The sequence below is a fragment of the Streptomyces sp. NPDC001544 genome (assembly GCF_042894285.1).
Lineage (GTDB): Bacteria > Actinomycetota > Actinomycetes > Streptomycetales > Streptomycetaceae > Streptomyces.
This window is the reverse complement of record NZ_JBIAVN010000023.1, coordinates 1-12,687: the sequence shown is the minus strand read 5'-3', so window position 1 is coordinate 12,687 and position 12,687 is coordinate 1. Positions and strand designations below refer to the sequence as shown.

The window sequence follows — 12,687 nt, the reverse complement described above, 5'->3', positions numbered from 1 at the left end:
TCGAGGGGCACGTATGTCCGGACTGATCGACACCACGGAGATGTATCTCCGCACCATCCTCGAGCTCGAGGAGGAAGGCGTGGTCCCCATGCGCGCCCGCATCGCCGAGCGTCTCGACCAGAGCGGGCCGACGGTGAGCCAGACGGTGGCGCGGATGGAGCGCGACGGTCTGGTGTCGGTGGCCAGTGACCGGCATCTGGAGCTCACCGACGAGGGCCGCCGGCTGGCCACGCGTGTGATGCGCAAGCACCGTCTGGCGGAGTGTCTGCTGGTCGACGTGATCGGCCTGGAGTGGGAGCAGGTGCACGCGGAGGCGTGTCGCTGGGAGCACGTGATGAGCGAGGCCGTGGAGCGTCGCGTGCTGGAGCTGCTGCGTCACCCGACCGAGTCGCCGTACGGCAATCCCATCCCGGGGTTGGAGGAGCTGGGCGAGAAGGACGGTGCGAATCCGTTCCTGGACGAGGGCATGGTGTCGCTGGCCGACCTGGACCCGGGGGACGGCAAGACGGTCGTGGTCCGCCGGATCGGTGAGCCCATCCAGACGGACGCGCAGCTGATGTACACGCTGCGCCGGGCCGGTGTGCAGCCGGGTTCGGTGGTGAGCGTGACGGAGGCGGCGGGGGGTGTGCTGGTCGGCAGCGGGGGCGAGGCGGCCGAGCTGGAGGCGGACGTGGCCTCCCACGTGTTCGTGGCGAAGCCCTGATCCGCCGCCGGCCGCGGACAGGTGGAAGGCCCCGGCGCCGTCCGGCGCCGGGGCCTGTCCTCCCCTGTGTGACCCGGAGCCCCGAGCTCTCAGGGTCATTCCCCGCGGACCGGTTTCCCCGAGCGGTCCGCCCCCCGCTGTAGAGATCCCCTGGGCGGCGGCGATCATTCCTTGAGGGGTGTCACTCGAACGAGGGGTGTTGATCGCAGATCCGGAATTTTCGAATAGCCATTCGATAGTGTGCGGGTGTCCGACCGGAGGTAGGGGGGCCTGACCCATGGCACGGCGCATCGATGTGACGGGGGCGGGTGGCGTGCGACTCGCCGCCTGGGAGTACGCGGACCCTCCCAAGGGCGATCCGGCCGCTGCGGGTTCCGGCCGGACGCGGGCCGGCGTGCTGTTACTGCACGGTCTGATGGGCCGTGCCGCGCACTGGGCGTCCACCGCCCGCTGGCTCTCCGAGCGGTACCACGCCGTCGCGCTGGACCAGCGGGGTCACGGCCAGAGCGACAAGCCCCCGAAGGCCGCCTACACCCGGGACGCGTACATCGAGGACGCCGAGGCCGCACTGGAACAGCTCGGCCTCGCGCCCGCCGTCGTCATCGGCCACGCCATGGGGGCGCTGACCGCCTGGCAGCTCGCCGCCAAGCGCCCCGACCTGGTCCGCGGCCTGATCATCTGCGACATGCGGGCCTCCGCGCTCGGCGCGGCCTCGCAGCGCGAGTGGGCCGACTGGTTCCGGTCCTGGCCCGTCCCCTTCGCCACGCTCGCCGACGTACGCAAGTGGTTCGGCGAGGACGATCCCTGGGTGGAGCGCCCGAACCCCCGCCGGGGGGCCTTCTACGCCGAGGTCATGCAGGAGACCCCGGACGGCTGGCGCCCCGTCTTCGAGCCCGACCAGATGCTCAAGTCCCGCGAGACCTGGGTGTACGACGCGCACTGGGAGGAGCTCGCCCTGGTCGAGTGCCCCGCGCTGGTCGTACGCGGCCTCGACGGGGAGCTGGGGCGGGCGGAGGCCCAGGAGATGGTCCGTGTGCTGCCCCGCGGCGAGTACGCGGAGGTGGCGGACGCGGGGCACCTTGTCCACTATGACCAGCCGGAGGCTTGGCGGGGGGCGGTGGAGCCGTTCCTTGAATCCGTGCTCGGGGTGTGAGCGCGTTCTCGTCTGCCGGGTTCTGCCGTACGGCGAGTGCCGGTGCGTTGTGGCTTGTCGCGCGGTTCCCCGCGCCCCCGGTCGGTTGCAGCCCCGCGCCCCTTCGGGGGCGACGTGTGCCGTCAGCCCTTGCTCACCGCCGTCAGGATCTCCGGTAGGCGGGCCGCTGTTCGTGGGGCCGCCAGGTGCAGGCCTGCCCAGGTGATGCCCGTGCCGTAGGCCGCTCCCAGGGGGAGCAGCAGCCAGGTCCAGGCGGCGCCGTTCGCGGTGACGTTCAGCCAGATCGTCAGGCCGATGACGGGCGCGCACAGCAGGGCCGCGCCGACCATGCCGCCGAAGATCGAGATCCAGGCGAGGCCCGTCTGGCCGGGGGCCACGTTCTTGTAGCCCTCCTGGGGGATGGAGTACGGGAAGCGGGCCGAGGTCCACGCACCGGTCGCCAGCATCGCCCCGAGCAGTGCCAAGGAGAGGCCGAGCGCCTCGGGCAGCCGGGGCCAGTCGTCCAGGACCGCCGTGGTCAGCACGGTGACGAGGGTGGCGTACGGCAGGGTGATCGCCAGCAGCGCCAGGGCCCGCCCGCGCAGCTCCACGTAGGCGTCCCTGGGCGCGGAGATGGTCAGCGCCACCATCCAGAACGCGGAGGTGTCCTGGCCGAACTGGTTGTACATCTGGATGCCGAGCATCCCGGCGGCGAAGCACGCGAAGTAGATCGACCCGGTGCCCTGCGCCGCGTTGAACACCGGCACGATCAGCCCGATGGCGAGCGAGGTCACCCAGGCGGCCTTGGTCTTCGGATCACGCCAGACATAGCGCAGGCTGCGTTCCATGACCGTGCCGGTACGCCCGCCGGGCAGGAGGCGTCCCAGCCCGCCCCCCGACCGCTGACGGCGGGTCCGGGCGTCGGCGGCCGGCAGGGTGGAACCGTCGGGCGACACCATCAGCCGGGTCAGACTGCGTGCCCAGCCCGCGAGCAGCAGCACCAGTGCCCCGGCGCTCAGCAGCAGTTGGGCGACCGCCCTGCCGTACGCCCCCTCGCTCGCCGCCCGCACCGCGGCCACCGCCGACGCCGGCGGCAGCCAGCCCAGTACGTCGGCCACCGGGGCGAGCCGCCCCAGTCCGGCCGAACCCAGGTGCTGGGCGCCGAAGTTGACCAATTGGGCGCCGACCGCGATGACCAGTCCGCTGAGCACGGCCAGGTCGCGGCCCCTGCGGCTGGTCAGCAGACGGACGTTGGCGGCGGCGACGGCCCGCGCCAGTGCCACGCACACCAGCAGCGCGAGGCCCACGGCGACGACGGCGACCCCGTAGCCGGCCGGTCCGTCGGCGACCGACAGCGCGCAGCCCACCAGCACCAGCAGCGTGAACAGCGGCCCGATGCCGACCAGGGAGGCGGCCAGCAGGGCCCGTACCAGCGGGCGCGGGCGCAGCGGGAGCAGTACCAGCCGGGTCGGGTCCAGGGTCTCGTCGCCGCTGGGGAAGAACAGCGGCATGACCGCCCAGCCCAGGGCCAGTACGGCGGTGCCCAGGACGGCCACGGCGTCGACGTGCGCGTGGCCGCGCAGTGCGAGCAGGCCGAGCAGTTGCAACGCGCCGAACAGGACGGCGACCACGGCCGACGCGACGAACGCGGCCCGCCGGCCGCCGGACTGCCGGAGCCCGCCGCGCAGCAGGGACAGTTTCAGCCGTACGACGGTGGAGGTGACGCCGGTCATCGGGCGCCGCCCAGCCAGTCCAGACCGGACCCGGCGTCGCGCCCCTGCGCGCCGACCAGTTCGAGGAACGCCTGCTGCAGGGTGGGGTGTTCGCCGCGCACCTCGGCGAGCGGGCCGTGCGCCCGGATGCGGCCCGCGGCCATGACGGCGACCCAGTCGCACAGCGACTCGACGAGCTCCATGACGTGGGAGGAGAAGACGACGGTGGCGCCGGAGGCGGTGTAGCGCTCCAGGACGCCGCGGATGGTCTGCGCGGACACCGGGTCGACGCCCTCGAACGGCTCGTCGAGGAAGAGGACTTCGGGGTTGTGGAGGAGGGCCGCGGCGAGGCCTATCTTCTTGCGCATGCCGGTCGAGTAGTCGACGACGAGTTTGTGCCGGGCTCCGGCGAGGTCGAGTACGTCCAGCAGCTGGTCCGCCCGCCGGTCCACCTCGGCGCCGGGAAGGCCCCGCAACCGGCCCGCGTAGCCGAGCAGTTCCGCTCCCGACAGCCGTTCGAACAGCCGTAGTCCCTCGGGCAGCACGCCGATCCGGGCCTTGACGGCCACCGGGTCCCGCCACACGTCGTGCCCCACGACCTCGACGGACCCCTCGTCGGGCCGCAGCAGCCCGGTCACCATGGACAGCGTCGTGGTCTTCCCGGCCCCGTTCGGCCCGACCAACCCGATGAACCTGCCGGCGGGCAGGTCCAGATCGACCCCGCCCACGGCGACCTGCTGCCCGAACCGCTTCCACAGCCCCCGTGAACGGACGGCAACCGCACCTGCATCTGCATCCTCGGCCATGCCAGAACCCTACGGGGCAACGGATCAGCGGTCGCGTCCGCAGGCGTAGGCGAGGGAGGAGACCAGCTCCTCCGCGTCGGGCAGCCACCGGTTCGCCGCGGTGGGCCGGCACGCCCACTGGACCGCTCCCCGGGAGCCGAAGCGGGTCGGAGGCGCGGCGACGTAGCCGCCCTCGCCGAGGGCCACCAGGTTCAGCGAGCCCGGCGACCAGCCGAGCCCCCGCACCAGTTCCGGGATCTTCACCGTGGCCCCCGGCAGTACGAAGAAGTGCATCCGCCGGTCCGGGGCGAGGGTCACCGGACCGAGGGTGAGCTCCATCCGCTCCATCCGGGCGAGGGCCAGGAAGCCCGCGGTCTCCGGGACGGACAGTGTGTCGAACGTCCGCCCGGTCGGCAGCAGGATCGACGCCGTCGGCTGCTTCTGCCACATCCGGCGGGCGACGGTCGTGCTGCCGGTCGCCTGCGCCACCCAGTCCGGCCGTGCCGGATGCGCCCCCGGCGCGGGGCACGCGGCGTCCCCGCAGGAGCAGCGCTGCACCCCGTCGACGGCTTCCAGCCAGGTGCCCGCGACCACTTCCCAGTGGCGCTCCTCGACATAGCGAACGGCGGTCTCCAGCAGCGATTCCCCGCGCTGCTGGGGGATCTGACCGGCACTCTGGACGGTTTCGGTACGCGCGATCGTCTCTTCCACGCTCCACTCAACTCCCGCACCCATCCGTGGTTACGGGCGGGCCCCGTCCTCGGGCGGACTTCGCGCGCGGGGGAGGAGCACCGCTTCCCCGGCCGGGGCGCATGGGTGCATGTCCGGGGGCGCGTGGTAGGGGCAGGGGCTCCGGCGGGGTAGCCAGGGGTGGGGTCGTCACCGGGGCAAGAGTCCCGGCAATCCTCTTATGCCTGGCATTTTCGGTATGTCCGCTGGGCATTGATCTTCCCGGCCGGATCTTTTCGCTTCGCCAGGGGGTATCCATGGCCGCCAGGCCGCTTGTCGCGCGGCAGCCGAACGAACGGTTGCAGGCGCTCATCCAGGAGGCGGGGTGCTCGAACGCCGGGCTCGCCCGCCGGGTCAACATGTGCGGCGCCGAGCACGGTCTCGACCTGCGGTACGACAAAACGTCCGTGGCCCGCTGGCTCCGCGGACAGCAACCCCGCGGACGCGCACCGGCGATCATCGCCGAGGCCATCGGACGCAAGCTCGGCCGTACGGTCACGATCGACGAGATCGGCATGGCCAACGGCAAGAACCTCGCCTCGGGCGTGGGTCTGCAGTTCTCGCCGACGGTGCTGGGGGCCATCGAGCAGGTCTGCGAGTTGTGGCGCAGCGACGTGGGCCGCCGGGACTTCCTGTCCGGTTCCTCGGTCGCCGCGTCCGCGCTGGTCGAGCCCAGCCGCGACTGGCTGATCTCGGCGCCGGACGCGCAGGTGGCGCGCTCGGCCGGGCCGCGGGTCGGGCAGTCCGACGTGGCCGCGGTGACCGCGATGACCCAGGCGCTGACCGACCTCGACCACCAGTACGGCAGCGGGCACGTGCGGCCCGTGGTCGTGCACTACCTCAACAGCGTCGTGTCCGGGCTGCTCGCCGGCTCCTACCGGGAGGCCGTCGGCCGCGACCTGTTCGCCGCGGTCGCCCGCCTGACCGAGCTCGCCGGATACATGGCCGTGGACACCGGGCAGCCGGGGCTGGCCCAGCGCTACTACATCCAGTCCCTGCGGCTGGCGCAGGCGGCGGGCGACCGCGGCTACGGCGGCTACGTCCTCGCGGCCTCCATGAGCCACCTCGCGGCCCAGCTCGGGAACCCCCGGGAGATCGCCCAGTTGGCGCGGGCGGCGCAGGAGGGGGCGCGTGGTCGCGTGACCCCGCGCGCGGAGGCCATGTTCCATGCGGCGGAGGCGCGCGGGCACGCCCTGCTGGGTGACGCGCGCGCCGCCCAGGTGGCGACCGGGCGGGCGGTGGCGGCCATGGACCGGGCCGACTCCGACTCCGGGGACGACCCGCCGTGGATCGCGCACTTCGACGAGGCCTACCTCGCCGACGAACTGGCGCACTGCCACCGCGACCTGGGGCAGGCGGACGCGGCGGCCCGGTGCGCGGAGGAGTCCCTCGCCGGGCACCCCGAGACCCGGGCGCGCCGGCGCGCGATCGGCTATGTGCTGCTCGCCACGGCCCAGGTGCAGCAGCGGGAGATCGAACAGGCCTGCAGCACCGGCATGAAGGCGGTCGAGCTGCTGGAGACACTCCGCTCCAACCGCGGCGCCGAGTATCTGGAGGACTTCCAGCAGCGCCTGGAGCCGTACCGGGAGGAGGCGGTGGTGAGGGAGTTCGGTGCGCGGCTGGAGTTGCAGCAGGCGGCGTGAACGGATGCCCCGCGGGCGTGTGAACGGACGGCGAACGATCCGGTGGCGGTCGGGAGCCGGCTGAACCGGCGCACCGCGGGGTGGTTTTGTTACGGCTGTCACAGGGCAGGAGGTCACGCCTTCGGCTGCGTGGCACCAGGCTCGGGGTACCCGGTAGCGTGAGCCGACGTTCTCGAAGGTCCCCCGATCGTAGGAGTCCTGGTGACGCAGAGTGGACAGGGCGAGGAGCCCTCGGCGCGGCCCGCGCGCGAAGGCATCGTGCTGCCCTCCGACGGTGGCGAGCCGCTGCTGCCGGGCATGACGGGCGGGCCCGTCCCCCAGCCGGCGCCGCAGCCCCCGGCCGGCCCGTCCGGCGGCCAGGCGTGGGACCGGCAGTGGGGCCCGGAGCACCAGCAGGCGCCCCAGTACGACCCGGCCTGGCCCGAGGCGCCCGCCCAGCAGGCCCAGCAGTGGTCGGCGCCGGAGCAGCCCGGCGCCTGGACCGACCAGACCCCGGGCAGCGCGGGCGCGGGCCCGCTTCCCCCGGAGGGCGCCCCGGCGCCGGCGTACGGGGGGCAGACGCCGGACCACCAGGGGTACGGCCCCGGCGGCCCGGCCGCGCAGAACCCGGCGTACGGTTTCGGCGCCCCCGCGTCCCAGCCGTCGTACGGCCAGGCCGGCCCGGGACCGCAGGGCGCCCCGATGCCGCCCGTCGCCGAGGCCGCCACCCAGTACCTGCCGCCGGTCCCCCCGGCCGCCCCCGCCGACGAGGGCGCCACCCAGTACCTGCCGCCGGTCACCGCCGGGCCCGCGCCGGCCGACGAGGGCGCGACGCAGTACATGCCTCCGGTGACCTCGGGGGCGCTGCCGCCCGAGGCGGGCGAGCAGACGCGGTACCTGGGCGGGCCGGTGCAGCAGCCCGCCGCGGCGGGCGCGGACGCCGAGGCCACGCAGTACATACCGCCGTACACCGGCGCCTTCGGCGGGGACCGGCAGCCGCCCTCCGAGTTCGACAACCTCTTCCGCGGCGGCCCGGGCGGCGAGGGGCCGGCCGGGGCCACGCAGCAGATGCCGCGCTTCCAGGAGCCGCCCGGCGCCCACCCCGGGCAGCCGCAGCCCGCGTACGCCCCGCAGGACCAGGGCGGCGGCCGTGGAGGACGGACCCGGTCGCGGGTGCCGCTGATCGCGGCCGTCGGCGTCGGCATCGCCGTCCTCGGGATCGGCGCCGGCGCACTGCTCGGCGGCGGTGGCGGCGGTGGTGGCGGCGGCGACCGCAACAAGAACGTCGCCGCGTCGGCGCCCGCCACCGAGGACTCCAAGTCCGCCGCCGACCCGGCCCGGCAGCAGGCCGTCGCCCTGGACAAGCTGCTCGCCGACAGCGGCAACAGCCGCTCCTCGGTGATCAACGCGGTGGCCGACGTACGGGCCTGCAACAACCTGGACGGTGCCGCCTCCGACCTGCGTGACGCCGCCAAGCAGCGCAGCGGCCTGGTCACCAGCCTGTCGAAGCTGGCCGTCGACAAGCTGCCGAACCACGCCGACCTGACCAGCGCGCTGACCAAGGCCTGGCAGGCCTCCGCGGCGGCCGACAGCCACTACGCGGCGTGGGCGGACCAGGTCTCCGGCAAGAAGGGCTGCAAGAAGGGCCAGGCCCGCAGCACCGGCCAGACCGCGGCGGGCAACCGCGCCAGCGGCGCCGCCAGCACGCAGAAGGTCAGGGCCGCCGCGCTGTGGAACGCGATCGCGAAGACGTACGGCCTCACCCAGCGCCAGCCGACCCAGCTCTGAGCGCGGGGGCCGGCCGCGGGCTGAGTACGCCTACTCATGCCAAGGAGCACCTGGGCAGGAACGATGGGCCGTGTCGAGGGGGCGTGCGGACGGGAGCCGGGGCATGGGCAGATTTCTGGGGGCGCTGCTGGCCGTGGTGGCGGCGGCCGGAGCGCTGATCTTCGCCTACGTGGCGGGCGCGCCACCGGCCGTGGTGTTCGCCGTGGGAGCCGGCGTACTGAGCCTGCTGTGGCTGATGCTCCTGCTGACCCTGCCCTGGAACCTCTACTTCCGCGCGCATGCGGTGCTCTCCGAGATCGCGGTGAGCCGGGAGAGGGGGATGGAGATCTCCAGGGCCCGGGACACGGAAGCGGCGCGGATAGCCCGTGTGATGCTCCGGGCGGCGGTAGCGGGCCATGTCCTGACGGCGGGGGTCGTCGTGGCGGTCACCTGGGCGACGGGTGGGTTCACGGGCTACTGGTTCGCCGCGTTCTTCCTCCTGAGCACGTTCTTCCGCCCGGCCGGCGCCTACTTCGGCCGGCTCCGCCGCCGCCTGGGCACCCTCATGAAGGAAGTCAGGTACCCGCGGGACGACGTCGTGGAACTCCGTGCCCGACTGGACCGCGCCGAGTCCGGAACGCGGGTCCTGGAGGAGAAGGCGGAGGAACAGTACAAAGCCCTCGCCGAACTCCGCCGCACCGTGGACGCGCTGGCCTTGAGCACCTACGACGGGGCGAAGGAAACGGACCGCCGCATCGCCGCGCTGGGCCGTGAGTTCGAGTCCACGGTGAACCGCCTCACGGACAACCAGGAGATCATCACGGGGGTGAAGGCGTTCCTGCGGCTGCTGCGATCCGACGATCCGATCGACGGCAGCGGCATCGCCGCCGGATAGGGAAAACTCCCGCCCCGGGGTCGGTCCACAGGGCGGGAGCTGGTGCGGCGTCTACCAGCGGTACCAGCGGCCCTTGCCGCCCGCACCGTCCGCGGACCGGACCACGAAGCCCAACAGCCACACGATCAGCACGACCACCGCGATCCACCACAGCGCCTTCAGCGCAAAGCCCGCCCCGAAGAGGATCAGGGCCAGAAGAAGAACCAGAAGCAGGGGAACCATCGTTATCAACCTCCTGACCACCGGATGCCCTTACATCGCCCCTACAAGCACACAAAAGAGGAGTTAGTTCCACGGGATGAAGGGCACGTGCGCGCCATGCACGCTTCCCCCTCTTCGGCGTCTGATGCACCGCCCGGTCCGCCGGGTGAAAGGACCCTCAGCCGATGTCGGCCTTCTCCAGCGTGCTGGTCACGTTCACGGCGTTCCTGGCGGCCGGGACCAGCCGGCCGTCCTTGACGACCTGGAGGTTCACGTCCGTGTTGACCAGCCGGGTGAGGCCGACGGCGGCGAGCGTGGAGTTGCGGGGCCACCGGAGCGTGGGGGTGAGGCCGCCCGTGCCGACCTGGAGGCCGTTGTCGAGGGTGCGCCGCACGGTGTCGGCGGTGACCTCGCCGGTGCCGATCCGCTCCAGGACGGCCTTCAGGACGGTGTAGGCGATCCAGGTGGTCTGCACTCCGGCGTCCGCGGGGTCGATGCGGTTGTCGCCGAAGGCCTCCTCGTTGATCACCTTCTTCATCCGGTCCCAGCGCTGGTCGGAGGCCACCGGATACCAGCCGGTGATGTACGCCCCCTCGTACGGTCCCGACGCACCGCCCGTCGCGTTGATCGTCGTCTGGTCGACGCTGCCCATGACGGTCGCGGTCCGCACCGCCGGGCGGCCCTCCCGGCTACGCCGGAAGGAGTCCATGAAGGTGTCGTTGCGGTCCCCGAGCGCCGGCACCACGCAGCCCTGCTGCGACGGGTCGGCGGTCGCCGCGTTCAGGGCCCGGTCCGCCATGGTGCCGTACTCGGTGGCGTCCTCGGCCGCGAGTAAATCGTGCGCCTCCTTGTGGCCGCCGGCCTTCAGGCCCGCGTCCAGCACGGTCGGCAGTTCGTCACCGGCGATGCTGTCGGGCCGGACCAGGGCGACGGGGCCGCAGTTCCGGGCGAGCGCCTTGCCGAGGCCGGCCAGCAGTGCGGGCTGGCCGCCGTTGACCGGGTAGGAGTAGGCGCGGGTGAGCTCCTCGTTCGTCACGCCGTAGCCGCCGATGTAGGGGATGCCGGCGCCCTCCAGCGGGGCGAAGTAGGAGTCCCCGAACTGGCTGTAGGAGCCGACGACCGCCACCACGTCCTCGTCGGCCGCGCGCCGGGCGCACCGCGCGGCGTTCACGGGATCGTTGTGGTCGTTGCAGGTGAGGACCTCCAGCTTGCGGCCGTCGATGCCGCCGCGGGAGTTGAGCCAGCGGGCGTAGGCGCGGGCCATGGCGGGCATGCCCGGCTTGTTGGTGGCGTCGGTCCCGTCCGGCGCCCACGTCATCACCTTGATCGAGTCGTCCCCGGAGCCCCCCGCGGTCCCGGGGACGATCCCGCATCCGGCGGTGAGCGACGCACAGGCGGCCAGGGCGCCCGCGGACAGCGCGGTCGCCCTGGCGGACCGAGGAAGGAAGCGGAGAAGGGTGCTTCGGGTGCGTCGCCTACCGGTCATGTCCCCGCACGATTCCCTCACACGGCTAACCCGGAAGTGACCACCGGTCAACGGGCGGTGACCTACAGGTGAATTACGGGGGCCTGTGAGGCTTCTGGTGCGGGGAACGTACGATCGACGACTGTGCAAGGTTCGGAGAACTCTTCCCGTCGCGGCCGCCGCTCGTCCACCATGGGCGGTATGCCCCTGAACGACATGCCGTGGTGGCGCTGGCGCAGCAATGTGCGCTCGGCGCTGCACATGCTCTCCGATCCGGTGTTCCAGCGGGACGTCTGGCTGGCGGGTGTCGACGGGTACGGCGACGTCACCGACGCCGTGTACCGGCTGGTCGAGGACACCTGGCTGGACAACTGGTCGGCCGAGAAGTACGTCGGGACGATCTTCCGGGACTCGCAGGAGGCGGCGCTGGTCGACACGGCCGTGCTGCGGGTGCTGCGGATCATGCACCAGGTGGGGCCGGACGCACCGGTGTCCGCCTACCTCGAGCACCACGGGTGGCCGGAGGCGGTGCGGGCGGCGCGGGACGCGCATGTCCGGATGGCGGCCAGCGACGGCGAGGACCCGGACAGCCCGCCCCGGACCCTCGAGGTGCTGCGGATCATGACCAGGACCGCCTAGGCGTGCTGTCCCGGCAGGCGGACCGCGCCCCCGGGAGACAGGGCGGTATGGGAACCTGTGGGGCATGAACGAGCAGTCCAACCGAGCCGCGGCGGCCCCCGCCGACCAGTACGTCCTCACCCTCTCCTGCCCGGACAAGCAGGGCATCGTGCACGCCGTGTCGAGCTACCTGTTCATGACCGGCTGCAACATCGAGGACAGCCAGCAGTTCGGTGACCACGACACGGGGCTGTTCTTCATGCGGGTGCACTTCTCGGCGGAGGCCCCGGTCTCGGTGGACAAGCTGCGGGCCAGCTTCGCGGCGATCGGCGACTCCTTCCACATGGAGTGGCAGATCAACCGGGCCGACGAGCGGATGCGCATCGTCCTCATGGTCAGCAAGTTCGGGCACTGCCTGAACGACCTGCTCTTCCGGGCGCGGATCGGTGCGCTGCCGGTGGACATCGCGGCGGTGGTGTCCAACCACACCGAGTTCCAGGAGCTGGTGGGGTCCTACAACATCCCCTTCCACCACATTCCGGTGACGAGGGACACCAAGCCGCAGGCCGAGGCACGGCTGCTGGAGCTCGTGCGGGAGGAGAACGTCGAGCTGGTGGTGCTCGCCCGCTACATGCAGGTCCTCTCCGACGACATGTGCAAGGAGCTCAGCGGGCGGATCATCAACATCCACCACTCCTTCCTGCCGAGCTTCAAGGGCGCGAAGCCGTACCACCAGGCGCACGCGCGGGGCGTGAAGCTGATCGGGGCGACCGCGCACTACGTCACCGCGGACCTCGACGAGGGCCCGATCATCGAGCAGGAGGTCGAGCGGGTCGGCCACGACGTGACACCGGACCAACTCGTCGCCATCGGGCGGGACGTGGAGTGTCAGGCGCTGGCGCGGGCGGTCAAGTGGCATGCCGAGCGCAGGATCCTGCTGAACGGGCGGCGCACGGTGGTGTTCGCCTAGGGCCTGTCCGGCGGATCATGCCGCAGACGCGGGGCTTGGCACGCCCTCCCCCACTCTCGGCTTCGCTCGAGCGGGCGGTGCCCCCACC

General features: G+C 72.5%; 12 protein-coding genes. 7 read left to right on the top strand and 5 right to left on the bottom strand.

The annotated features are described in order from the left end of the window. Window positions 1–13 precede the first annotated feature (13 nt). Window positions 14–703 (top strand): metal-dependent transcriptional regulator, encoded by a 690-nt coding sequence (locus ACFY0F_RS35640; RefSeq protein ID WP_388804067.1) that lies wholly within the window; start codon window positions 14–16, stop codon window positions 701–703. Between the two features lie 277 nt (window positions 704–980). Next, window positions 981–1,856, top strand: coding sequence for an alpha/beta fold hydrolase (locus ACFY0F_RS35635; RefSeq protein WP_388804064.1), 876 nt, complete (start codon window positions 981–983; stop codon window positions 1,854–1,856). 122 nt (window positions 1,857–1,978) lie between these two features. On the opposite strand, the gene ACFY0F_RS35630 is transcribed toward ACFY0F_RS35635, so the two are convergent. Genes ACFY0F_RS35630 through ACFY0F_RS35620 form a run of 3 tightly spaced genes read right to left on the bottom strand, consistent with a single transcriptional unit; the run spans window position 1,979 to window position 5,043 of the window. After that, on the bottom strand, window positions 1,979–3,568 hold the full coding sequence (locus tag ACFY0F_RS35630; protein WP_388804061.1) for a transporter: 1,590 nt from the start codon (window positions 3,566–3,568) through the stop codon (window positions 1,979–1,981). Further along, window positions 3,565–4,353, bottom strand: coding sequence for an ABC transporter ATP-binding protein (locus tag ACFY0F_RS35625; RefSeq protein ID WP_388804058.1), 789 nt, complete (start codon window positions 4,351–4,353; stop codon window positions 3,565–3,567). The genes ACFY0F_RS35630 and ACFY0F_RS35625 overlap by 4 nt, the downstream gene beginning before the upstream one ends. Before the next feature lie 24 nt (window positions 4,354–4,377). Then, window positions 4,378–5,043 carry a bifunctional DNA primase/polymerase gene (locus tag ACFY0F_RS35620; RefSeq protein WP_388804055.1) on the bottom strand — a complete coding sequence of 222 codons (666 nt, stop codon included), beginning with the start codon at window positions 5,041–5,043 and terminating at the stop codon, window positions 4,378–4,380. A 275-nt stretch (window positions 5,044–5,318) separates the two neighbouring features. On the opposite strand from ACFY0F_RS35620, the gene ACFY0F_RS35615 reads away from it, so the two are divergent. The 3 genes from ACFY0F_RS35615 to ACFY0F_RS35605 all read left to right on the top strand — a co-directional run bounded on the left by ACFY0F_RS35615 (window position 5,319) and on the right by ACFY0F_RS35605 (window position 9,345). Continuing rightward, window positions 5,319–6,704: a transcriptional regulator gene (locus tag ACFY0F_RS35615; RefSeq protein ID WP_388804052.1), complete on the top strand. Its 1,386-nt coding sequence runs from the start codon at window positions 5,319–5,321 to the stop codon at window positions 6,702–6,704. A gap of 201 nt (window positions 6,705–6,905) precedes the next feature. Then, window positions 6,906–8,471: a hypothetical protein gene (locus ACFY0F_RS35610; RefSeq protein WP_388804049.1), complete on the top strand. Its 1,566-nt coding sequence runs from the start codon at window positions 6,906–6,908 to the stop codon at window positions 8,469–8,471. Window positions 8,472–8,574: 103 nt separating this feature from the next. After that, window positions 8,575–9,345, top strand: coding sequence for a hypothetical protein (locus ACFY0F_RS35605; protein WP_388804046.1), 771 nt, complete (start codon window positions 8,575–8,577; stop codon window positions 9,343–9,345). Between the two features lie 51 nt (window positions 9,346–9,396). On the opposite strand, the gene ACFY0F_RS35600 is transcribed toward ACFY0F_RS35605, so the two are convergent. Together ACFY0F_RS35600 and ACFY0F_RS35595 are read right to left on the bottom strand one after the other, a co-directional pair. Then, window positions 9,397–9,567, bottom strand: coding sequence for a hydrophobic protein (locus ACFY0F_RS35600; protein ID WP_190177074.1), 171 nt, complete (start codon window positions 9,565–9,567; stop codon window positions 9,397–9,399). Between the two features lie 157 nt (window positions 9,568–9,724). Then, window positions 9,725–11,032, bottom strand: coding sequence for an ABC transporter substrate-binding protein (locus ACFY0F_RS35595; RefSeq protein ID WP_388804043.1), 1,308 nt, complete (start codon window positions 11,030–11,032; stop codon window positions 9,725–9,727). A 171-nt stretch (window positions 11,033–11,203) separates the two neighbouring features. Here ACFY0F_RS35595 and ACFY0F_RS35590 point away from each other — a divergent pair, with 171 nt between their 5' ends. Further along, window positions 11,204–11,650, top strand: coding sequence for a hypothetical protein (locus ACFY0F_RS35590; RefSeq protein WP_388804301.1), 447 nt, complete (start codon window positions 11,204–11,206; stop codon window positions 11,648–11,650). Window positions 11,651–11,714: 64 nt separating this feature from the next. After that, window positions 11,715–12,599: a formyltetrahydrofolate deformylase gene (gene purU, locus ACFY0F_RS35585; protein ID WP_388804040.1), complete on the top strand. Its 885-nt coding sequence runs from the start codon at window positions 11,715–11,717 to the stop codon at window positions 12,597–12,599. Window positions 12,600–12,687 lie beyond the last annotated feature (88 nt).